The organism is Pseudoflavitalea rhizosphaerae, assembly GCF_003991355.1.
Lineage (GTDB): Bacteria > Bacteroidota > Bacteroidia > Chitinophagales > Chitinophagaceae > Pseudobacter > Pseudobacter rhizosphaerae.
On record NZ_RCSU01000003.1, the window covers coordinates 122,049 to 146,196 of the forward strand.

Annotated in this window: 19 protein-coding genes; 5 read left to right on the forward strand and 14 right to left on the reverse strand. The window is 48.7% G+C overall.

The window, feature by feature from the left end:
• Positions 1-50: 50 nt before the first annotated feature.
• Positions 51-2,261 (reverse strand): ATP-binding cassette domain-containing protein, encoded by a 2,211-nt coding sequence (locus tag D9Y29_RS06320; protein WP_127126160.1) that lies wholly within the window; start codon positions 2,259-2,261, stop codon positions 51-53.
• 12 nt (positions 2,262-2,273) lie between these two features.
• Positions 2,274-2,483, reverse strand: a complete 210-nt coding sequence (locus D9Y29_RS06325) for a hypothetical protein (protein ID WP_206513730.1) — start codon at positions 2,481-2,483, stop codon at positions 2,274-2,276.
• Between the two features lie 149 nt (positions 2,484-2,632).
• Here D9Y29_RS06325 and D9Y29_RS06330 point away from each other — a divergent pair, with 149 nt between their 5' ends.
• Together D9Y29_RS06330 and D9Y29_RS06335 are read left to right on the forward strand one after the other, a co-directional pair.
• Complete coding sequence (locus tag D9Y29_RS06330) at positions 2,633-3,568, forward strand: helix-turn-helix transcriptional regulator (protein WP_127126162.1); 936 nt, start codon at positions 2,633-2,635, stop codon at positions 3,566-3,568.
• Between the two features lie 85 nt (positions 3,569-3,653).
• Positions 3,654-6,173 (forward strand): phosphocholine-specific phospholipase C, encoded by a 2,520-nt coding sequence (locus tag D9Y29_RS06335; RefSeq protein WP_127126164.1) that lies wholly within the window; start codon positions 3,654-3,656, stop codon positions 6,171-6,173.
• Positions 6,174-6,176: 3 nt separating this feature from the next.
• On the opposite strand, the gene D9Y29_RS06340 is transcribed toward D9Y29_RS06335, so the two are convergent.
• A complete protein-coding gene (locus D9Y29_RS06340; protein WP_206513731.1) occupies positions 6,177-6,977 on the reverse strand; it encodes a phytanoyl-CoA dioxygenase family protein in 801 nt (266 codons plus the stop codon).
• 172 nt (positions 6,978-7,149) lie between these two features.
• Between D9Y29_RS06340 and D9Y29_RS06345 the strand changes: the two genes are divergently transcribed.
• Positions 7,150-7,317, forward strand: a complete 168-nt coding sequence (locus D9Y29_RS06345) for a phosphatidate cytidylyltransferase (protein WP_127126166.1) — start codon at positions 7,150-7,152, stop codon at positions 7,315-7,317.
• On the opposite strand, the gene D9Y29_RS06350 is transcribed toward D9Y29_RS06345, so the two are convergent.
• The 11 genes from D9Y29_RS06350 to D9Y29_RS06400 all read right to left on the reverse strand — a co-directional run bounded on the left by D9Y29_RS06350 (position 7,318) and on the right by D9Y29_RS06400 (position 20,214).
• Complete coding sequence (locus tag D9Y29_RS06350; RefSeq protein ID WP_127126168.1) at positions 7,318-7,839, reverse strand: hypothetical protein; 522 nt, start codon at positions 7,837-7,839, stop codon at positions 7,318-7,320.
• A gap of 109 nt (positions 7,840-7,948) precedes the next feature.
• Positions 7,949-9,037 carry an acyltransferase family protein gene (locus D9Y29_RS06355; RefSeq protein ID WP_241237861.1) on the reverse strand — a complete coding sequence of 363 codons (1,089 nt, stop codon included), beginning with the start codon at positions 9,035-9,037 and terminating at the stop codon, positions 7,949-7,951.
• An 18-nt stretch (positions 9,038-9,055) separates the two neighbouring features.
• Positions 9,056-9,922 carry a PKD domain-containing protein gene (locus D9Y29_RS06360; protein ID WP_127126172.1) on the reverse strand — a complete coding sequence of 289 codons (867 nt, stop codon included), beginning with the start codon at positions 9,920-9,922 and terminating at the stop codon, positions 9,056-9,058.
• 45 nt (positions 9,923-9,967) lie between these two features.
• Positions 9,968-11,482, reverse strand: a complete 1,515-nt coding sequence (locus tag D9Y29_RS06365; protein WP_127126174.1) for a RagB/SusD family nutrient uptake outer membrane protein — start codon at positions 11,480-11,482, stop codon at positions 9,968-9,970.
• Between the two features lie 11 nt (positions 11,483-11,493).
• Complete coding sequence (locus tag D9Y29_RS06370) at positions 11,494-14,475, reverse strand: SusC/RagA family TonB-linked outer membrane protein (RefSeq protein WP_241237862.1); 2,982 nt, start codon at positions 14,473-14,475, stop codon at positions 11,494-11,496.
• A 175-nt stretch (positions 14,476-14,650) separates the two neighbouring features.
• Positions 14,651-16,006: a Gfo/Idh/MocA family protein gene (locus tag D9Y29_RS06375; protein WP_127126178.1), complete on the reverse strand. Its 1,356-nt coding sequence runs from the start codon at positions 16,004-16,006 to the stop codon at positions 14,651-14,653.
• 31 nt (positions 16,007-16,037) lie between these two features.
• Complete coding sequence (locus tag D9Y29_RS06380) at positions 16,038-17,120, reverse strand: dipeptidase (protein ID WP_127126181.1); 1,083 nt, start codon at positions 17,118-17,120, stop codon at positions 16,038-16,040.
• Between the two features lies 1 nt (position 17,121).
• A complete protein-coding gene (locus D9Y29_RS06385) occupies positions 17,122-18,123 on the reverse strand; it encodes a 3-hydroxyacyl-CoA dehydrogenase family protein (RefSeq protein WP_127126183.1) in 1,002 nt (333 codons plus the stop codon).
• A 26-nt stretch (positions 18,124-18,149) separates the two neighbouring features.
• The gene (locus tag D9Y29_RS06390; protein ID WP_127126185.1) at positions 18,150-18,545 is read right to left on the reverse strand and encodes a RidA family protein; all 396 of its coding nucleotides are present in this window, start codon (positions 18,543-18,545) and stop codon (positions 18,150-18,152) included.
• A gap of 53 nt (positions 18,546-18,598) precedes the next feature.
• The gene (locus tag D9Y29_RS06395; RefSeq protein WP_127126187.1) at positions 18,599-19,459 is read right to left on the reverse strand and encodes a fumarylacetoacetate hydrolase family protein; all 861 of its coding nucleotides are present in this window, start codon (positions 19,457-19,459) and stop codon (positions 18,599-18,601) included.
• Between the two features lie 14 nt (positions 19,460-19,473).
• The gene (locus D9Y29_RS06400) at positions 19,474-20,214 is read right to left on the reverse strand and encodes an SDR family NAD(P)-dependent oxidoreductase (RefSeq protein ID WP_127126189.1); all 741 of its coding nucleotides are present in this window, start codon (positions 20,212-20,214) and stop codon (positions 19,474-19,476) included.
• Between the two features lie 174 nt (positions 20,215-20,388).
• On the opposite strand from D9Y29_RS06400, the gene D9Y29_RS06405 reads away from it, so the two are divergent.
• Together D9Y29_RS06405 and D9Y29_RS06410 are read left to right on the forward strand one after the other, a co-directional pair.
• Positions 20,389-21,420 (forward strand): LacI family DNA-binding transcriptional regulator, encoded by a 1,032-nt coding sequence (locus tag D9Y29_RS06405; protein ID WP_127126191.1) that lies wholly within the window; start codon positions 20,389-20,391, stop codon positions 21,418-21,420.
• A 177-nt stretch (positions 21,421-21,597) separates the two neighbouring features.
• Positions 21,598-24,033, forward strand: a complete 2,436-nt coding sequence (locus D9Y29_RS06410; protein ID WP_164735288.1) for a T9SS type A sorting domain-containing protein — start codon at positions 21,598-21,600, stop codon at positions 24,031-24,033.
• Positions 24,034-24,148 lie beyond the last annotated feature (115 nt).

A 24,148-nucleotide genomic window follows, 5' to 3' on the forward strand; every position in this document is an offset into this window, starting at 1 on the left:
AGGGCTGGATGGGGTGAAGAATCCGGATTGCTACAGCGAATGTAATTTTTTTAGTGCAAAGGGGCGATGAATTTCCCTGTAAGCGAATGCGTTGCCTCCACAATATCTTTCGGTCTTCCTTCAAACACCACTTCTCCTCCCCTTCTTCCTCCTTCCGGTCCCATATCGATGATCCAGTCTGCACTACGAATCACATCCACATTATGCTCGATCACGATCACGGTATTGCCGCCATCCACCAGGCTATCGATGATCCTGAGCAAATGTCCCACATCAGACATATGCAGGCCAGTGGTAGGTTCATCCAGCACATATACACTACCCTGCTTGTGCAATTCACCAGCCAGCTTGATGCGCTGGCATTCGCCGCCGGACAATGTACTCAACGGCTGCCCCAGCGTAAGATAATCCAGTCCCACATCATGAATGGCCTGTAGCCTTTTCTTCAATTCCTTTTTTTCAAAAAAGTGCAGCGCCTGGTAAACGGTCATTTCCAGCACATCGGTAATGGATCTCCCATTGAGTTTGTAATTCAGCACTTCGGTGCTGAAACGCTTGCCGCTACAGGTTTCGCAGGGAGAGCGAATCGCTTCCATAAAAGCGAGATCGGTGTAGATGAAGCCCAGTCCGCTGCAATCGGGACAGGCGCCTTTTGAATTGTAACTGAACAATGAGGGGCTTACATTATTCGCCCTGGCAAATAATCTCCTGATATCATCCATGATGCCTGTGTAAGTTGCGGGATTCGACCTGATATTGGTGCTCACGGCAGACTGATCGATGCTGATGGCTTCCGGCAACTGTTCCAGCAGTTCGCCATTGATGAGCGAGCTCTTACCAGACCCCGCCACTCCTGTGATAACGGTGAAGATGCCTGTTGGGATTTGTACTGTTACATTTTTCAAATTATGACGACTTGCATTGTGCAGAGTGATATGTCCGTTCGCTTCACGGTACTGCGTTTTCAGCGGCAGGTTCCGGTTCATGTAATTTCCCGTGAGCGTACCGGATTGCAGCAATCCTTCAAAACTTCCTTCGTACACTATTTCACCGCCGCGTGTTCCTGCATGCGGACCAACATCGATAATATGATCGGCAGTTTTGATCACTTCCGGATCATGCTCCACCACAATCAGCGTATTGCCTTTATCACAGAGTTTGCGCAGCATTTCATTGAGACGGTGCACATCGCGGGGATGCAGGCCGATACTGGGCTCGTCGAAAATGTAAATGGTTTCTGTAAGACTGCTTCCAAGATGACGGACCATTTTGATACGCTGTGATTCGCCTCCGCTCAGTGTGGAAGTTTCGCGGTTGAGACTGAGGTATTCCAGTCCGATATCGATCATATGTTGCAACCTGTCTGCAATGGCAGGCGCCAGCGTTGCGGCCAGCGGATCATCGATGGCGCGGATATGTTCAATCAGCTCGCTGATCTCCATCGCTGAAAGTTCTGCAATGTTCAATCCGTTGATGAGGCAGTTCAATGCGGCCTGGTTCAATCGCGTTCCATTACAGGCATCACAATGCGCATAGTTCATGTAACGCTCGAGACTTGAAATAGTGGACTCAGCCAGTGAACTGGTATCTCTCTTAATATACAGGCGATTGAATTTTTCTATCACTCCTTCTGGCTCCTTACCATATAGTAACCGCTCCCATTCTCCGGCTGTATAGTTTTCCAGTTTTTTATCCAGATCGAACAAGCCGGATTGCGCCCAGGCTTTCCAGTACCAACTGTCCACTGCAAAGGCAGGGAAAGTGATGCCGCCTTCATTCAATGACAATGACCGGTTGAACAACAGCACCTGGTTGGCTTCCACTTTTCTTCCCAATCCATTACAGACCGGGCACATGCCTGCAGGATCGTTGAAGGAAAAAGCATTGGAATAACCAGCATGCGGCCTGCCAACTCTTGAATACAATAAGCGGATCAATGAATAGATATCGGTGATGGTGCCCACAGTGGATCGCGAATTCCCTCCCAGCCTTTGCTGATTGATGATGATGGCCGTTGAGATATTCTCGATGGCATCGGCTTCCGGCTTCTTTGCACGGGGAAGAAAATTCTGCACAAAAGTGGTGAAGGTCTCATTCAATTGTCTTTGCGCTTCCGCGCCGATGGTCTCGAAGGCGATACTCGATTTGCCGGAGCCGGACACGCCTGTAAAAACGGTAATACAATTTCGCGGGATGCGCAGGGAAACATTTTTGAGATTGTTTTCCCTCGCACCCCGGATCTCGATGAACGGGTATTGCATATGTCGGTTATTTTATGAAAGAACGGAGCAGGCGAATTGCTGCTCACGGAAAATGGCGATCACTTTTTCAGATACATCCGCAGTTGATACGATACGAAAGATCCTGTCGCAATCCTCCAGGTCGAAATTGAAAACGCAGTCGGGGAAAGCCGCGCGCAGCAACAGTTCCATCTTTATTGCATCTGCATGATGCATCACGTTTGTTTTGAATACTTCCACCATGTTCAGGATTTTTACAAATTTGAGCCCATCAGAAAAAATCAAAGCTTCAACATCGGATTTTAGACCAGCAGAAAAGGATTTTTAACGAATGCTTTAAGTCCTTCCGCGTATTTTGTGGTAACTTGTTCCCCCATTTCCCGATAACAGTTATGAGCAATAGCAATCTGAACACATGGTTGTTCCCGCAGAACAGCCAGGAATGTTTCTTTGTGGATGAAAACGGCCATTCCAGCCGTGTAATGTTATATGAAGAAAACCTTCCCGGAACCACGATCTTCTTTGCACAGGCTGAACAGAAGGCCCCCATCAGGATGAAAGAATTGCAGGAGAAACCACAGCTCAGCATTTATTTCTCACTGGAAGGCGATACCGGCGCAGAATCCGCCAATGAACTTCTGATGTTGAAAGGACAGCAACACCTGATCGGCTACAAACCTCATTTTGACGGTTACTATTTGCTGAACAGTCCGGTGGTAAAGAATTTCGGCGTGATGATGGAAGAATCTTTTTTCGATCGTTTGTACATAGACGATCTGGATGTATTGAAAAGATTCTGGGATAAGGTACATGCCGGGCAGGATGCAGAGATCATGCCATCCGGCATGCCGCTGACGCCAAGGCAATTATCGTTGATCCATGAAATAGCGAATTGTCCATTCACCGGTCAGATGCGGCAGGTATACCTGGAATCGAAGATCATCGAGCTCTTTCTCTTCCAGGCATCACAGGCGGAAAGCCTCAGGGGCAGGAAAGCGGAAGGATTTTCGAAACAGGATATCGATAAACTACATGCCGCCAAAGCATTTATCCGGCAACATATGTTCGAACCATTGAGCATGCAACAGATCTCCAGGGTAAGCGGCCTGAATGAATTCAAACTGAAGAAAGGATTCAGGGAATTATTCGGCACCACCACTTTCGGTTACCTGAACGAATTGAAAATGACCTATGCCCGGCAACTGATCCTCAACAGCCAGTGCAGCATCCTGGAAGCCGCATACAGCGTGGGTTATGGCGAACCCTACAGTTTCACCAGGGCCTTCCGCAAATATTTCGGTTACCTGCCCAGCGAACTGAAGAAATAATATTATCCCTCCGTTAATTTCCTGCGCCGGTTCATTTAATTGAAACAGGCTGTTATCTTTAGTTTCAATTTTCAATCGAAACATTATGGATACCAGGAGGGAATTTCTGAAGAATGCCGGACTGATTGCAGGCGGAACCGGATTGTTGCAATTCATGCCGGCTTCCATTGCCCGCGCGCTGGCCATCGACCCAGCCCCCGGCAGCACTTATCTCGATGCAGAACATGTCGTATTCCTCATGCAGGAGAACCGTTCCTTCGATCATGCCTACGGCAGTTTGCAGGGTGTGCGCGGATTCAATGATCCACGCGCTATACAATTGCCCAATCAAAACCTGGTTTGGTTACAGACAGATAAAAATGGAAAAACATACTGTCCTTTTCACCTCGATATAAAAGATACAAAAGCCACCTGGATGAGCGCACTGCCGCATTCCTGGTCAAACCAGGTGGATGCGCGCAATGATGGAATGTACGATAGATGGCTGCATGCCAAACCCAGTGGCAGAAAGGAATACAAAAATATGCCGCTGACGCTCGGTTATCATACGCGGGAAGACCTGCCCTTCTATTATGCCATGGCAGATGCTTTCACCGTTTGCGATCATAATTTCTGTTCCTCCCTCACCGGCACTACTCCCAACCGTCTTTATTTCTGGAGCGGCACCATCCGCGAAAAAGCAGATCCCAATGTGATTGCAAGAGTATGGAATGGAGATGCGGATTATGGTAATGAAGTAAGCTGGAAAACATTTCCGGAACGGCTGGAAGAAAACAATATCAGTTGGAAGATCTACCAGAATGAACTCAGCCTCTATGTTGGTTTCCAGGGCGAAGAAGAATCCTGGCTCGCGAATTTCACGGATAACCCGATCGAATTTTTCTCGCAATACCAGGTCAAATACCACAAAGCCTATATCGATAATCTGCCCAATGCCATCAAAACGATTACGGCCAGCATACAGCAACTGGAGCAGAAGTTAATGAACATGCCTGGTGACAGTGAGGAACTGGCCAAAGCAAAAAAATCATTGGCCTGGCAACAGAGAAAGCTCAAAGAATTTGAAGCCGATCGTGAAAAATACACCAGCACCGGATTTCAAAAGCTAGGTGAATTCGAAAAGAATATTCACAGGAAAGCATTCAGCACCAATACAGGCGATCCCGATTATCATTCACTTACCGAACTTACATACAAGGATGGCGATATCACCCGCACTATGAATGCGCCCAAGGGCGATGTGCTGTATCAATTCAGAAAAGATGTGGAGGAAGGGAAACTGCCAACGGTTTCCTGGATCGTGGCGCCGGAGAATTTTTCCGACCATCCCAGTTCAGCATGGTTCGGCGTTTGGTATATCAGTGAAGTGCTGGATATCCTCACCAAAAATCCGGACGTGTGGAAGAAGACCATTTTCGTACTCACCTATGATGAGAATGATGGTTATTACGATCACCTGCCTCCATTTGTGGCGCCACATCCAACTAAAAAAGATACCGGCAAAACATCTGAGGGTATCGATACGGCGCTGGAATTCGTAGCCAATAGTTCGCAGCAAAGCTCCGATCCGGAGGATGTGCGGGAAAGCCCGATAGGATTGGGTTACAGGGTCCCGATGGTGATCGCCTCACCCTGGAGCCGCGGCGGCTGGGTGAACTCGGAAGTTTTCGATCATACATCATCGTTACAGTTCCTGGAACATTTCCTCAGTCATAAAACAAAAAAGGAAATAAGGGAAACCAATATCACTGAATGGAGAAGAGTGGTTTGCGGCAATCTTAGTTCTGCTTTCAGACCCTGGAAAGGAGAAAAACCAGAACTGCCGAAATTCATCGAACGCGATCCTTTCATTGAAGGCATTCACAAGGCGCAATTCAAAAAGCTGCCGGATAATTTCAAAGCGCTGACGGAAGAAGAGATCAAAGCGATCAACAATGATCCTTCCAAAGCCGCTTACATGGCCAAACAGGAAGCAGGTGTACGTTCCGCCTGCAACCTGCCTTATTTCATGACCACCACTTCCATTGTAAATGAGGAGAGCAATAGTCTTCTTCTGATGTTGCATACTGCCCAATTGGGATCCCGCCCCTATGGCGGCGTTCCTTTCACGGTGTATGCCTGGAACCTGAAGAACAGGGAAGTGAAATGCCGTTCCTATGCCGTGAAAGCAGGCGATGCCATTAAAGACGATTGGAACCTCGATGAATTTGAAGATGGACAATATCATTTGCGCGTATACGGCCCCAATGGCTTCTACCGTGAGCACAGGGGCAATGCGAAAGACCCTTCCCTGCAGATCGATATGAGTTATGAAAGCCTGGGACGTAAATCGCTGCCCACAGGAAATATCAACTTGAAGTTCGAGAACTTCAGCACAGGGGAGCTGGAGCTGCTGATCACAGACAATGCTTATAAAACAGCGCCCCAGACCATCCTGCTCAAACACGGTAAGAAAACAGTCACCATCGATACACAAAAGCATTTCCATTGGTATGACCTCACGGTTTCAGTGAAAGGTGCACCGGATTTTTCACTCCGGCTTGCTGGTCATGCCGAATCGGAGAAGCCAACCAAAACCGATCCTTTCATGGGACAGGTGGTGTAATATTTACTTAGGGTGTACCCAGTCGCTCGCCTTCCGTATCGCTATCTCAACAGGCGAATATTCATGGCCGTTATCCTCATCTTCCAATACCAATCCTTTTCGCAGCAACAGCGGCGGCTGCGCCATAAACCTCGGTATTGTACCGGTATGCGCTTGAGCTGCATGCACCAGAAATGGATGACATAAATAGACTGTGCCTGCCTTCCCCGTTGCCAGTACTTCTTTCCTCTCCGGCATTTGTGGTATCAAACCAGCCAGCTCCATAAATGACAATCCGGCTTCTCCATAAGGCTTCAACACGCCAGCAACGTCTTTGTGTGAGCCCACGCGGATGCGGGTTGGCGCATCCTGATCTCCCACATCGGAAAAAAGGAACAGCATCAACAAGCCACGTCCTTTGGAAAATACATTTACCCGCCAGTTCAGGAAATCATTGGGATCCTCTCCGGGAAAACTGGCTTCCACATGCCACCCTGTGTCATTCGGTATTTCGGCTGATGGAAACCGTAATACCATCGATCCCATATTCATGCAGGGGATCCAATTGCCAACGCCCAGTAGTTGATCAAATGCCTTCAACAGCAAAGGCGTATTCGCCGCTGCCACAAAGGGCTCCTGCGTGTAATAACCCAACCTCACAACAGGTTGTTTCCAACTGGAAGGATCATCGGGATCGAACCCGGTTTCCCTCCATAAAATTGTCCTTACTTCCGCTGCCATAGAGGCCGGGAATGCATTATCGATGCGAATGAAACCTTCTTTGATAAAATCATTTATCTGCTCAGGAGATAATTGCAGCTCCATAAAATAGAATTGAATGAATAAATGAGAATACAGGCGCCTGAAGCATCAGACGCTCAAGCAGTGGAGTAAACGAAGATTATAACATGGGGGTCATTCTCATGACACGAATATAAGCAAGAAAAATGGAAATACGGTTGGCAACGAAATTGCAATCATTCAGGCAAAAACAACTATGAAAAAAAATACATACCTGCCAATACTGTTCTTACTGGTCCTGTCATTCTCCTCCTGCGAAGTGATCGGTGGTATTTTCAAAGCCGGTGTATGGACAGGCATCGTTGCCGTGGTGCTGGTAGTGGCATTGATCATCTGGTTGATCAGCAGGGCCACCAAAAAATGATCATTCAGGCTCATTGTCTTTAAGTGGAAATGGTTCGCCTGTATCCTTTGTCTGGTTTCGCTTTACACTGAATGGAAATACAATTCCCACGAAGGACCCAAAGATAAAATTGATCAGGCTCGCGCCCATGAATATGCGAAAGCTCAGCCCATTCGTTTTATCGAACACTTCATTCGGGGGCGTGTCCGGCGTTGCTTTTCCTGCGGGACCGGCCTCCAGGTAACCAGGCACCATCGTTACCAGCAATATGAATACGAACAAACAACTCAACACCACTCCCATCAGCGTTACCATATGCGACGCAAATACCATCGTGATGGTGTTGGCATTCTCTCCTCTCACTTTATTGAAAAAAATAGTGTGCATTACGATCACCAGGAAGAAGAAGAAACTGCCCAGATAGATCAGCCAGTTGGATTTATAGGTAGTATCCTTCAGGTAAAAATACACCGGCACCGCAAACAAAACAGCCGCTATGAAAGCAGACCTGAAGCTGTTCCAAAAATTGATTCTCCTGAACATGCTCATCATTTTCAGGCTAAGGCATAAAAACCATACCATCGCCCTATGGCCTACAAAACAAAAGAGGCTTTCACCGGGAAAGCCTCTTTTGTGCAAACATTGCCGCAAATCATATCTTGAAAAATATCTTCTTCTTATACAACCACCAGCAGAGTAACCAGTATCCAAGTAACGTGCAAAGTGCTGTGAGCAGTTGCGCATATTGTTCCGGCAATACCAAACCAAAGAACGGCATGGTGAAAACAGCTAAGGATGGATTGATCCATGTATATCCCATGATCTCGAAGAGCACGTAAATGAATAGTGAATTCATACCCACCACCACAGCGATCCAGGCATACCTGTTCCATTGTTTTACATCTGCGATCCAATAACAGATCGCCGTCATCAAAATCACCAGCCCACCGGATGCCAGCACAAAGGAGCTGGTACAGATCCTTTTAATGATGGGAGAAATGCCGCTCCAGTCCAATGCGAAACCAGCCGCAGTGGCAATCAGTCCCGCGAGTACCAGCCATTTCATTTTTTCATTTTCCGTTTTTTTGCTGATCAGCAGCCTGCCGGTGCAGCAACCCCAGATGGTGTGCGCCGCTGTCGGAATGAAATTGATGGCCACCCATCCATCGGAATTGGTCTTCCCCATCAATACCAGGTCCATCCAGGTGCCGAAATTATGATGTTCCGTGAAAGGCTGATCGTATCCGGGAATACCGCTGAATCGGTATGCAAGTTCCGTCAGTATCAGCAATATAACGGAAACGGACACCTGAAACGTAACTGATCGCTGAATGATCAGGTAAGCGATCAATGTGGTCACCGATAATTGCGCCAGCACATTCCAGAGTTCCCATACCGGTTTTCCTGAAAGCACGGAGTAAATGGCCAGGGCCCAGAACAGCAGCCAGAAGCAGCGTTTGAGGATATGCGGCCATTGTTGTTTCCAGTTTTGTCCTTTTTCCCTTTTCCTGGAAAAAGCAATGTACATCGCCGCTCCGGCCATGAACATGAAGGCAGGTTGCACCAGGTCCCAGAAACGGAGGCCATGCCAGGGATGATGGAAAAACTGTTGGGTGATGGCGTCCGCTGCTGTGCCATTGGTGATCGAATGTAAACTGGTGTATACCGCTGCGCTTTCCGCGGCCAGCAAGATCATGATGATGCCGCGCATCACATCGAGGCTTAGCAATCTTCCGTTCAAGGTATTCAGTGCTTTTGATTATTCAGACATATCCAGGAAAAACGAAGGTGCGCCGGTATCGGGTGATGTACCTACGGTTGCACTCCAGTCGCTCTTCGTGAGCACCACACCAATCTTCATACCCTTACCGGTAAGTCCCTTGATCTTGGAACGGGCCAACCTTCCTTCCACTTTCAGCAATCCGCCAACTTCCTGCACAAACCCCAGCCGGTAAAACTCTGAAATACTCTGCGGATCGAAGGTAAAAGAATTCTGTGCTCCTTTATGATAGAATACGTCGAACCAATCGACCAACGGAACTCCTTCCAGCAGCACATCATTGCCTGCACCTCCAAAGAGCCAGGTGATCAGGCCGGTTCCGTTGTTGTTATCTGTATCCATGTAAAAATCCCAGATATCACCCGCTGCTTTTGTAGTGGCTATTTCGAAGTAGAAATAAATATAGTTGCCATCATAATCGTATTTGGCCTTGCGGAATATGCCGCCTGCTGCACCGGAGTTCACCACATTCACGGCAACGGTATCCCAGTCGCTTAAAGTATTATCGTCCATTTTTACTGCAGAGCTTTTGGAAATGCGCAATACGGTGGACGCTTCATAAGTAGCGCCATTTTGCATGGTCACATACAGCGTGGGCACATACTTGCCTTTGCCGGCATAAGTATGTGTGGGGTTTTCTTCCGTGGAAGTGGCGCCGTCGCCGAATTCCCATTTGAAAGATTTCACATCGGCGGTTTTGTTGGTGAACGCCACAGTATAGGCATCCACATCGATCTCGAACACCACATCCGGCGCGGGATCACTGTCTTTGCTGCAAGCGCTCACCCCTAATATGAGCGCTGCTGCCAGCAGGAAATTTTTTATATCGAATTTACAATTGTTCATGACTGATGATTTTGGATGATTGAATGAATCGCATATCCGTCAACCTTACGGGTTCTGCTCACAGAGTTTATTGCTCTGTACTTCATCTACCGGAATATAATAAATGATCCTGTTGCTGTTCCAGTTGGTGACCAGGTTATTGTAGCCTGCCGGAGGAACAGCCAGGTTGATATCGGTCTCTTTCAAACCGCGCAGGTGATAGCCCCAATACGTCCGGTTGAGGTTACGTTTGTTGCGGTACACATCATATACACGATGTCCTTCAAAAGCCAGTTCGATCCTGCGCTCTTTCAACACCACATCCAGCGCTGTGCTGCCGGCAGGAAGCGTATGATTGTATAAAGATGCCTGTAAGCCGCGGTTCTTGCGGATCTCATCCACATCATCCAGCGCATCATTGTCGAGATTCTTTTTGGCCCTCGCTTCAGCGCGGTTCAGGTACACTTCAGCCAGCCTGAATACGATGGGCGAACTGAGGGTTGGGCTTCCACCCTGACCGCTATACTTGCTGATATACCAGGTTTCGATGCCATTCTTCAATGCAACGCCGCCACTGCCATCATCCAGTTTAACTATATATTTCCAACGCACATCTTCGGGATGATCAGCCATGGTATCACGCAGAGATTGAGAAGCGAATTCTTCTCCCCAACCTGAGTTACCATCGGAATAGATCATACTGGCGATGGATCCAAATTTCCCTTTATCATCCACCTGCGTATGCGCGATGCAGAAAATGGTTTCAGTACCGCCCATTGCATTGGCAAACAGGGTTGGGAAAGTAGTGGCATTGGTGAGTGTGAAGCGCGGAGAATTGATCACCATATCGGCATATTCAATGGTCTTGTCTTCATCGTCCATATAAAGATAGGCCCTGGAAAGCAGCGCCCATGCGGCTTCCCGGGACGCATACTGTACGCCGCGCCACTGTCCCATCAGGTCAGCGGCTTTCTTTGCATCATCGATGATACTCGCGTACACTTCGCCAACGGTAGCACGAGCTTTCTGTGCAGGGTCGGCCACGGAAGTGCGGAGGATCACACCCTGTGCGGAAGGATCATGGGTATAGGGCTTCGCAAACAGGCGCACCAGGTTGAAATGACAAAAAGCGCGGAGGAAATAACACTCGCCGATCAATTGCTGCGTGGCTGCATCGGGGTTTTCCATTTTAGATGCAGCTTCGATCACCGTATTGGAATTGTTGATGATCTTATAATTGATATACCAGAAATAGCGTGTATTGGTCTGCGTTGGTGTATGATCGCCGGTAAAGCTGAGCAGCAGCGGGTCCGTTGTTACCTGTCCACAAGCGATATCATCACTCGCAAAATCGGAGAGATGATAGAACTGGCGGAGATACATCAGATTGAGGTCCTGCACGCCATTGAAGTCCACATTGTCTTTGAACAATGAATAAGCCCCGTTCACTGCGTTCAGCACGCCGTCGGGATTATCGGTGAGGTTTCCGGTAGTGATGGCATCCCCGGGCGTTACTTCTTTCAGGCAGCCCGTGAAAGCGATCAGGGAAACTGATAGTATAAAGATGATTAATGCTTTCATGTGATGATAGTTTAGAACCTGAAATTGATGTTGAACAGGAATTGCCTGTTATTGGGATACTTGAAATCCGACACACCGGGTGTTGCAAAGGATCCGGGCGTGATGGTGGTTTGCGGATCCTGTCCCACAAAATCCGTGAACGTATGCAGGTTATCCGCGCTCAGCGAAACAGTGATGCCTTCCATCTTCAATTTTCGTACATAGCTGTCCGGTAGGCTGTAAGACAATGTTACATTACGAAGCTGGAGAAAACTTCCATCCATGAGATAGCGGCTGCTCGTCTCGGTAGAATTGGCCGAGTTCTGCGGACTGGGATTGGTGGCTTTGTCGCCAGGCTTCGTCCAGATACTATAACCCGAAGGCAGCACGATCTGATTCATGTAAGGCTCGGATCCATCGTTCATCACAAAACGAAGGTTATTGCTGAACACTTTATTGCCGTAGAGAAAATAGGCATTGAAACTAAGCGCCAGGTTCTTATAACGGAAAGTATTGGTGATACCTCCCTGGAATTTTGGCAGGGCGGAACCTACTTCCTGGAAAGTGGCCTGTGCATAATCTGAAGTCAGTTCTGTTCCGGTAACATTTCCATCACCGTCCTTGATCACGCGCTCCCATTGTGGCGCGCCGGTCTGTTCATTCACGCCCATCCATTTTGGCATATAGAACTCGTAGAGATTACCGCCATTGCGATAGATCTGTGAGATGGCCCAGGAGCCGGTTTTGATGATCTCAGAAGGTAATGACTGCAGTTTATTACTGTTGAAGTTGATATTGAAATCAGTGTTCCACTCGAAGTTCCTGGTCTTGATATTGGTACTGTTGATGCCGATCTCGATACCCTTGTTCACGATCTCGCCCACGTTCTGCCATCTTTGTTCAAATCCGACGGAGAGTGGCTGCGATACCTGCAATAACAGGTCTTTGGTAACATTGTGATAAGCGTCTACCGTAAGGTTCACGCGGTTGAACAGGCTCAGGTCCACACCCAGGTTGATCTGATGCTTGCTTTCCCAGGTAAGATCAGGGCTGGGCAGTTGCAGAGGAACAGCGCCTACGGCCGCATTGTACTGCGCGCTCAGTGAATAAAGGCCGAGATAGCGGGAAGCGCCGATATCCTGTGTGCCTGTAACGCCATAGCTTGCACGAATTTTCAGGTAATTCACCACATTCTTTATATTGAAGAAATCCTCGTTGCTGGCGATCCACGCTGCAGACACGGAAGGGAAATTCGCGTATTGGTTACCGGGAGGGAAATTGGATGATCCATCCACCCTGAAAGAACCCGTCAGGAAATATTTACCGAGATAGTTGTAGTTCACCTGCGAGAGAAACGACTGGATATAAGCTTCATTGGTATATCCCTGCACCAGTTGACTGTTGCTCACCACATTCAACACTTTCAAACCGAGCGGCAGTCCTTTACCGGAACCACCCAGCACTTCAAACTTGCTGCCTTCATAAGCCACACCTGCCAGACCACTGATGCTGTGATCGCCATATTTGAGATTGAACTTGAGCAGGTTGTTGCTGACCACTCCGTAATTCAATGTGCTCAACTCATCCAGGAAACCCGCGCCATGGTAAGTACCTGCAACGGATGGTGAAAAGAAATTGGAGCTTTTGTTATAACCGGCCGCCAGCCTGTTGGAGCTGGAAAAAGAGAGCCATGGTGTGATATCAGCATTCAGTGCAAAATCATAATTAACATCGAAGCCTTTATAGGGATGATCTGAATTGTTGATGGTATGCACAGGGTTGATCTTATCACGGCTCCACCATTTGAAAGTTGAATTACCATCCACGTAGCGTGGCCTGCCAATGCTGTCGTATGGATTATCCCAGGGCAGGTTCAGGTAGGCATAATAGATATCCATGTAATCATAACTGTTGCCGGAGGATGCGCTGATATTGATATTGTTGGTAACATTGATCCATTTGGCAAAGTTGTGGGTAACATTGGCGCGTAGGTTGATGCGCTGGAAACCGGTGTTTTTGAATGTTCCCTTTTCATTGTAATAGGAAACACCGGTATAGTAATTCGATTTCTCAGTGCGGCCTGCAAAGCTCACATAATAGTTTTGCATAAAGGCATTGCTGAAGATGGTGTTCCGCCAGTTGTAGTCCTGCTCGCGGAGACTGAGTGGTCTTTCCGCATAGAATTTCAGCAGATCGATCTTGTAGGAATTATCTGATTCGCCGGGGATATAATCACGATAGAATTCTTTCTGATAGTCGTACAGTTCGTTGCTGTTCATCATTTCCATACTGCCGAAATCCGCTTTACGGAAGCCGGTAGTCACTTTGGCTTCGAAGCGGTTCTTACCGGGTTTGGCTTTCTTGGTGGTAACGATGATCACGCCGGCATTGGCCTGTGATCCATACATGGCAGTGGCGCCTGCATCTTTGAGTACGGTAACGCTTTCCACATCATTGGGGTCGTAGTTACCGCCGATCACACCGTCCACAACAAAGAGCGGGCTCTGCGAAGCATTCACGGAAGAGATACCACGAAGCCTGATCTCAGGCGCTGCGCCGGGCACACCGGAAGCAGCCACTACCTGGAGGCCCGCTACTTTTCCCTGCAGCATATTGCCGATATTGTTGGTGGTTACATCTTTCAATTTTTCGGAGCTCACCACAGTAACGGCGCTGGTAAGCTCGCTTCTTTTTTTGTTGCTGTAACCTACAATGATCACCTCACCCAGCTCTGCATCATTTTTGCTGAGCCTGATAATTACTTCTTTGTTGTTGGGGCTTACCTCCACTTCAATGGAAGCATAACCGATAGAAGAAGCGAGCAAGGTGAATCTTTCGATGGGCGCCCGGAGCGTGAAGTTGCCGTTATCGTCGGTCTGGGTGCCTGTTGTGTTGGAGTTCTTAATGGAAACGGTAACACCGGCGAGGGGTTGTTTGCCGGCTGCATCGATTACCCTGCCTGTAATTGTGCGTTCCTGCGCTATCAACGCAGAACTGCATAACACAAGCAACATAACCAGTAGTGTTTTGCAAGTGGACATAAGCAGTCTAATTTGAGATCGTGATGAAATCAGAAAACCATTGGCTAACTGTAATTTGGTGTTTATTTCGATAGAAAAATCACACAAACGGTTGTGTTAATTTTCAAAGCCGCCCGGCATCCCCCTGCTTATCCTGACCATACCCTGCTCAAATGCCGAAATCCATGCCCGTCCCAAATACCGGCGTACGCTGCTTCCATTTTCCCCGGGTGAAATCGGGGATCAGTACAGGCTTTGATCTTTGTGCGACCGATCTTTCCGAAAGCGGGCTCAGCACGCTCCACATGGCGGCATCATAGATATCCATCATCAAAGGTTTTTTATGTAACACGCAATCCACAAACTCGCGGATGATGAAATAATCCATACCGCCATGGCCGGAGGAATTGGCCACTTCATCATACTTACTCCAGTAAGGATGATCAAATTCCCTGATATACTTTTCAACGGGTTCGTATTCATGTGGCTTCGGGCTGCGTTGTTGCAGGTACACACCCTGCGCATCGTCCGTCCAGATACCTTCCGTGCCCTGTATCCTGAATCCAAGCGAATAAGGTCTGGGGCTGGATGTGTCGAAGGTCATTTTGATCATTTCACCATTGGCGCATTGTATCAGTGAAGTAACCACATCCCCGCATTTGAATTTCACTTTTGCATTCGGATGGCTGGCGCCGCCCTTCTGCACAATATATTTATGCAGGCTTGCCGAAGGCGACGCCATCGCCACCATTTGTGTAAACTGATTTCCTCTTGTGATGTTCAGCATATTGGCAACAGGCCCGATCCCATGTGTGGGATAGAGATCGCCATTCCGATCGATATAATGTTGCGTGCGCCATCTTGCTTCATTGGTACTTTTCTCACCAAACTCCACACCGCCGCCGATCATGTTCACGCCGTCATTGAAAAGCACTTCACGAAGATCGTGCTGGTAGCCGCATTCAGCGTAGGTGATCTGCCCGAACAATCCCTGCCTGGACATATTGAGCATGGCCATCACATCACGACGGTAACAAACATTTTCCAGCATCATATAAGGGGCGCCGGTCTTTTCCTGTACATTCACCAGTTCCCAGATCTCGGCAACCGTGAGCCCGGACAATACCTCGCAACCGGTATACTTCCCTGCTTTCATACTGGCTACCGACATTGGCAGATGCCATTCCCAGGGAGTGGAGATGATCACGCCTTCCACATCTTCCCTTTGTACAATTTTCTCGAAATCCTTTTCGCCGGTATAGTATTGCGGATCTTTCAATCCGTGTTCTTTCATGATCTTCCTTACATTTTCGATGGCTTTGGGATCGATATCAGAAACGGCCACGATATTACTGTTGCCCTGCTTCACCGTTTCCAGCAACAGGCCGGCGCCACGCATGCCCACGCCAATGAAGGCGAGTGCCGCTTTCTTATCGGTATGGAAAAATGATTTACCCGTTTGAGGAAGCAGGGTAACACCTGCGCCAAGAGCAGCCATACGGGAAATGAATTTTCGTCTTTGCATACAGTTCAGTTTGGTGGTGATTCAATATTGATCAGGCCCAGGCTTTGCGCAAAAAGCGAAGCCAGTTCCTGTAAAAGATATTTTCGATGTCTTCCTGCCTGTATCCGCGCATGCGCAGCAGCGGCGCCAGTTCCTGGAGATCGGCGATGGTGTCCATGTCAGAGGGCGCCTGCTCCTTTCCGAACATGCCATCGAGGTCGCTGCCGATAGCGATGTGTAAGCTATTTCCCGCGAGCTGGCAGATATGATCGTAATGATCGATCAGTTTGTGCAGGTTTACATTTTCTTTTTCCGGGTCGGAGATGCCGCGCTGCCAGTTATTGGTGAGCATCCATGCATCCAGTACGCCGCCGATCACGGCATCGCGCTCCAGCAATTGTTTGATCTGATCATCTGATAATTGCCGCTGGTGCTGCACCAGTGTGCGGGTATTATGGTGACTGGCCCATACAGGTCCTTTGAAAATTTGAAGCGCCTGGTGGAAGCCTTCATCGGTAAGATGGGTAACGTCGAGGATCATCCGTAAATTATCCATTTCCTTCACCAGCTCTCTTCCCATACCGGTGAGGGGCCCTTCCATGCCCGTTCCCGGTGCATAACGGCCTGGACCATAATGCGCAGGTCCTAATGCACGGAGGCCATAAGCATAGGCTCTTTCGAGATAGCTCAGATCGATGAGGGAATCCGCTCCTTCGAGACTGAGGATATACCCGATCTTTTTAGTTTCATCGGGGACCTGTTCATCTTCCCAGTATGATAAATGTGCTTCCAGCGCATTCAGGTTGCGGATCTGTATCATTTCATCTGCGGCTTCCATCGCTTTGTACCAGGCAAGCTGTCCCTGGGTTTGCGCCCATGCCTGCTCGGGTGAATGCCAGCCGGGGAGCGTGCTGTTTCGATCCACATACCTGGCGATCTGCGTGGCCACCACCAGCCCGATCCTTCCCTTTCGCAATTCGGGAAGGGAGACCATTCCTTTGCTGCGATCCAGTTTGTCTGTGAGCCCTTCTTCACGCTTGCGCAATTCCTCAACAGGCTCTCGCAGGTTGCGGTTCCATTCCAGGGCATTCATGGCCAGGTCCAGATGCGCGTCTATGATCAATGGGGATTGCATATCAGATGGAAGCTTGTTGTTTTGCGGCCAGTTGTTTTTTCACGATGTCGGCAGGATAGCGCAGGGCCAGCTCGCGGATCTCATAACTGAAACGGATGAACGTTTCTTCCCAGAGTTTCGCTTCTTCAGGCGTGTACTCGTAAAAGCCTTTGGCATTGGCTACGCCCCTGCCTCCTTCCTTCACTACTTTGTCTATCAGTTCCGGTACTTCCTGGTTGTTGCTGAGTGTTGGGAAGAGATCTTTCATCACCGTATGATAAGCAGGTATGCCGGTAAGGTCCATCCAGCGGAAGATGCCTACCAACGTCATCCAGTAACCGGCATTGTTGCGGCAGGCGCGGTCCACATCTTCGATGGTGGCATAGCCGTTCTCCACCAGGTGGAAGCCTTCCCGGTACATCGCATACATGAGACGGTTAGTAATGAAACCGCGGATATCTTTTCTTACCAGCGTTGGCTCTTTTCCCCATTGCTGCGATATTTCATAGAGCTGTTCCCCTTTGCTCACATCACTTTGTTCCCCACAGATCACTTCCAGGAAACGGGTGGTATGCGATGGCTCAGCCCAATGCAGTCCGAAGAAACGCTCAGGATATTGCGTATGTTGTTGTAAGATGCTGATGGGGATTGCAGAAGTATTGCTGCACAACAGGGCATCCGGGGAAATCACTGCTTCAATTTTTTTATACACGGATTCTTTGATGGACAGGTTCTCTATCGTGCATTCGATCACCAGGTCGCAACCGGACAACAAACCATAATCTTCCGTGATATTGAGCCGGCCCAGGAAATAACCCGGCGGCCAGGGTGTAAGCTTCTCTTCCCTCGATGTTTGTAAATGTTCATGAATCCTGTTGGACGCATGTTTGAGATCGTCTTTCAACGGCGCCACCGCAACAACAGGATGACCGGCCATCAGGAGACAGGTGGTGATGCTGCAACCCATCAACCCCAATCCAACAACGCCAACCGGCATTTTTTGCGGATCAATCATTGATTCCATAATGATGACTGTTTAATGGGTTAGTGTTATTGGGCCTTTGGCTTCCGCGCAATGGCATCGATCTCCACTTTTATATTGTAGCCCAGTCCCGACTGTACCGTGGTGCGCGCGGGTTTCACGCCGGTGAACCATTTCGAATATTCCTGGTTGAAGCCGGGAAAGAAATTGATGTCCGACAAATGCACATTGCATTTCACGATATCATTCATGCTGCATCCGGCTGCACGAAGAATGCTTTCGATATTGTGCATGGTGAGCTTTGTTTCTTCTTCGATGCTGCCCGGTTTGAATTCACTGGTGGTGAAATCGATGGGGCCCTGCCCGCTCACATATACCCAGCCATCGATCTCCACGGCGGCGGAATAAGCGCCGGTGCTAAAACCTTTCCCGGCATTTTCCGGGTGAATGATCTCCTGTTTCATAGTAGTGATTTTCTGTTTTCTATTTTTTGTATCGAATGCAGACCGTCCGGTGCTCAGATCATGAAATTCTCCGTATAGCCGAGTTGTTCGATCTCCGTTCTCACCCTGTCGCCCGGCTTCAGCCAGTTCTTTTCCGGTAGTCCCATGATCACGCCTTCGGGCGTTCCGGTGAGGATGAGATCGCCGGGGCTCAGCGTCATGTAGCGGCTCAGCTCTTCGATGATCTCCGCTACGGTAAAGATCATATCGCGCGTATTGGATCGTTGCCGGATCACACCGTTGCGAGAACATGTCAGCTCCAGTTGCTGCGGGTCCGGGATCTCATCGGCAGTGACCAGGTATTGCCCCAGCGGCAGGAACTTATCGGGCGTTTTGCCGATCAGCCATTGCGATGTTTTGAATTGCAGGTCGCGGCAACTGAGATCATTGGCCACGCAATACCCGAAAACATATTGCAGGGCGTTTTCTCTTTTTACATTTTTACATGCTGCGCCGATCACCACGCCCAGCTCCACTTCATAATCGAATTGCACACCTGTATTGCCCAGTGGAACTGCTTCACCGAAATCGGTAAGCGTATTGCTGAATTTGGAAAACACCACCGGCGATTCCGGGATCGGCATATTGCTTTCTATAGCATGCTTCCTGTAATTGAGGCCGATGCAAATGATCTTACCCGGGTTGGGAATGCAGCTCGCTACCTGCAGGGAGGAAAGGGGTAAAAAGAATTCAGGCAGTCCCTGCGCCTCAACCATCAGCCTGCGGAGCGTGGCCTGGTCTTCATTCCTGAGCGGGCTACCATTGAATGTTGGTTGTTGGTTCCGTTGCAGGTAAGCGTCTGCGTCAAAAACTCCTTGCTCCGTGAGTATGCCCGGATGCAACCTGTTTTGTTTTTTGAAGTACAATATTTTCATGTCAACAGATTGAATTAGTAAGTGGCGCGGCCCCCGGACAGATCGAAAGTGAAACCGGTGGTGAAACTGTTCTGGGGCGACAGGATATAAGTGGCGATACCTGCCGCTTCTTCGAGTGTGCCACACCGTTTCATCGGGATCTTGTCTGTCATGTACTTCACCTGTTCTTCCGGCATCGCATCCACCAGGGCAGTGCGGACCACGGCAGGCGCCAGCGCATTCACCGTGATACCCGTTTCTGCATATTCTTTTCCCTGCACCTTGGTCATGCCGATCACTGCAGCCTTCGATGCGGAATAAGCCAGCATACCTGCATTCCCTTCCTTCCCTGCAATGCTGGCAACATGTAGCACACGGCCGTAGTTGTTGCGCAGCATCCAGGGCAATACATATTTGGAAGTATGATAGCTACCCATGAAATTCACGTCGAATACTGCGCGCAGGTTGTCAGATTCCACGAGATGACTTTTGGTATTGGTGATGCCCGTAATGCCAGCGCTGTTCACCAGCATATCGATGCGGCCGTACCGGTTTCCCGTATCTTCCATCAGTTGTTGAACTGCCCGTTCATCAGTGATATCGATGGCGTGTTTGTCTGCGTCGAATCGATGAGTGGCCTGCAACAAAAGCTCCCTGTTCTTATCGATCAATACCAGTTTCACCTTATATTGCGCCAACTGCTGCGCTATCGCCAAACCCAATCCAGATGCGGCTCCGGTGATCACTGCCACCTGGTTTTCAAATTTCAGGTCCATAGTTGAAAATTGTGTTGATGCAAAATACAGGTCTCCGCGATTCATTTTTTTTGCAACCGGTTGTTTGAAATTATTTTACACAACCGGTTGTTTTGATGAATGGCAAACCGGACCGGCTCCTGCCAGATCTCAGCAGGCTTATTTTCAGTATATTTATTGTGAGAAGCTGCAAATATGGAATCCAGGAAAACAACAATACTAGACATTGCCAAACAACTGAATATCTCCAAGTCCACCGTGTCCCGTGCGCTCAGTAATCATGCCAGTATCGGGCTGAGAACGAAGATGCGGGTGCAGCAACTGGCGGCAGAGCTCAACTATGAACCCGACCTCACTGCCATCAATTTCAAGCAACGAAAAAAATTCCTGCTGGGCGTGGTGCTGCCTTCCATCTCTCATGAATTCTTCTCTTCCATTGTAAGCGGTATCGAAGATGTTGCCTACAACAAGAATTACACTTTGTTATTGGGACAATCGCGCGATGATGAAGGCCGCGAGAAAAGGATCGTGGAAACGATGAAGGACCATCGCGTGGATGGCATGCTGATCTCCATTTCCAAGAACACCACCAATTACGATCACTTTGAAATGTTGCGGAAGAACAAGATCCCTGTTGTGTTCTTCGACAGGATCCCCAACATGAACAATATCCATTACATTGCCAGTCAGCTTGAATCAGGCATGAGAGAAGCCGTGAACTTCCTGGTGAGGAAAGGACATAAACATATCGCCCTTATCAATGGTCCCGGCAATCTGCCTGCCAGCAAAGAACGATTGCAGGGTTTCGAAAATGCATTGAAGAAGAACCGCATCAAAGCCAACCCCGACTATGTAGTGTATTCCGATCTCACGCAGGAAGGGAATATTGTGGCCACACAAGCATTGCTATCGTTGAAACGCAGGCCGGACGCCATCATCGCCTTCAATGATTATGTGGCGATGGACGCCATCCAGCAGGCGAAAAAAGCAAAAGTGAAAATCAATAAAGACATCTGCTTCATCAGCTTTGCCAATGAAGCCATCTGTAATTATATGGATCATCCGCCGATGGCCAGCATCGAACAGTTCCCTTATCAGCAGGGGGAAAAAGCTACCGAGATCTTGCTGAACCTGCTTGAAAGTCCCGCCGCTGAAGCCGATGAGCAGAAACCTACCTATCACAATATCCTCCTTCCTTCTCAACTGGTGGTTCGTATCAGTAAATAATTAACATACAAACCGTTGATATTCCAACGGTGCTACACAACCGGTTGTGTGAAATAAAATCACACAACCGGTTGTGTTTTTTGTGGATTGATGTTATTGGCTATTTTGGTATCAGCAGCAGTTCTCCTACCCATCAGGTCACTTCACATTCATTCATCAAACAAAAAAATGTATGTTATGAAATTTACGATTTCTGTGATCCTTTGTTTCCTGCTGGCAGGCAGCGTCACGCAGGCAGCGCCGAGAGAGTACTATGTTGATATCAATGCGCCCACCATGGGCGATGGTTCCATCGGCAGCCCCTGGAACAATCTTACCGCCGCCATTTATTGGTGGGGCAATGTAGACAGCACGGATGTAATTGTGCATCTTCGCGCAGGCACTTACACTCTCGCTGCGGGCACTCCTATCTATATTGGTGCAGACCGCAGCGGCAATAGCGGACATTATTTCATTCTCAAAGCTTACAACAATGAGCAGGTGATCATCGACGGTTCATTGCAAACAGCGCCTTTCTCCAACCTGGTAAGCATCGTGAATGCGAAATACATCAAGCTCCAGGGGCTCACCTTCGCCAATCTCAATGGCATCACCGGCTTCGGCGTGTTCATGAGCGGCAAATGCCAGTATGTTGAATTGCAGGATTGCCATTTCACGAATATGAGCTGGAACACCGATCTCTCTGAAGCCAAATACCCTACCGGCGCTGATTATATGGTGCCCATCCGCATCAATGGCGACAGCTCCACTGCGCTTTCCGATATTGTGATCAACAACACCGGTTTCAATACCATCGCACCAGGTGTTGGCGACCTGGTACTGGTTACGGGCAATACCAGCAATATCACCCAGACCAATAGCTCACTGGTGAACATCATCCTTCAGCAGGCGCGTACAGAATTCTATGTAAGCACCACGGGCAGCGATGCCACGGGCAATGGTTCCAAAGCCAATCCCTGGCAAACCTTGAGCTTTGCGCTTAATGTTGCGGGTTATGATTTCTCTACCATTCCCGCCACCCTGCTGGATTCCAACCTGACAATCTATCTCCGTGAGGGCCGCTACTATCCTGTTACGAATGGTTACTGGATCGGCGATAACCGCGGCGTCAATGGCAAATGGCTTACCATCAAAAATTATGGAACGGAAGAGGTGGTGATCGATGGCAGCCAGCTCACCGCGAAATACGCTTTCATCTTCGCCATCTCCGGCGCCAAATACATCCGCATCGATGGACTGAATATCGAGAACCTCGAAAATGACTCCACGCTCACTTCAGGAGGCTTGAAAGATGTGCGCTATGGCATTATCGTAACCGGCGCTGCTGGTCATATCGATATCCGCAATAACGATATCTACAACATGCAATGGAGCCGCGATACCAACAAGATCAAGAATCCCGGTCCCACCGATGTGCTTAGCGCCATCAGTGTACTGGGCACCACCAACACGCCCATCACGCACCTCAATATCGAAAACAATACTGTGCATGATATCGTGCCGGGTTATGCAGAAGCCATCGCCATCAACGGCAACGTGGATACTTTCAGCGTGATCGGCAATGAAGTGTATGATATCGCCAATATCGGCATCGTATCCGCAGGCAACTACAAATGGGTACTCACCAATAACCTCGGCTTGTTACCGGAAAACAACCAGTCGAGAAATGGATTGATCAAAGACAATGAAGTGTACAGGTGTCTATCTCCTATCGCGATTTCAGCAGGCATCTATCTCGATGGCTCGAAGAATATCACGGTGGAAGGGAACGACAGCTACCTAAATGGGGTAGGCATCTCCGTTGGTAATGAACAGGACAGCAGTATTGGTACCGGCCATCTCGTGAAAGAGAATACTTTGTATCATAATCTCGGTTCCGGGATCTATATCGGCAGTAATAATTTCTCTTCCAGGGTCACCAACAGTGTGATCAAATGGAATACCATCCAGAACAACTACCATATCGATTCTGCGCTCTACCTCCGTACACAGGGAAGGTATGGCATTCTCGATCCTGCCAACCGCTGGGCGGAGATAGTGGTGAACCGGGCAGAGAATATCACTTTCGAGGAAAATGAGATCACTTCTTTGTCTGATATCATGTCGGCCTTTGTATTCGGACAAACCAACCTGGTATTCCGGTACAATGAATACTTCACAGCTTCCAATGATCCCTGTAATGTGTACTTCGTGAGGGATACCACCAACGATGGCGTTCCCGATGTATTCTACAATACCTTCCATATGTATGCGAAGAAGATGAATATCGATAAAACATCCACACTGGGTGGCGTTGCCTACAATTCTTCAGGTTGCGGAACGGCACTGTTGGCGGCCCCTCCGAAGGAAGAAACGCTGGAAGTAAGCAGCTTCCCGAATCCTGTTACCGACAGGCTGGGTATCCGCATCGTGCAATCAAAAGCTGGTACAGTGCAGGCAAGTTTATTTGATCTCAGCGGCAGGCTGGTAATGACGCAGACAAAACAACTGCCGGCAGGCGTTCAGTTCCTTGAATGGAACAATCTCAAACAGCAACAGTTGATACCAGGCGTATACCTGTTGCATGTGAAATCAAATGATAAGAAAGAAGTATTGAAAGTATTGGTTAGATAAGAGCTTCTTATCTTCAATCGGAGGCTGCCCAGTCGCTCGCCTCCCGGCGAGTGACTTTTATTCCGTCGCCTCCGGCGACACAGCGTTCGCCAGAGGCGAACAAATACAGGTCACT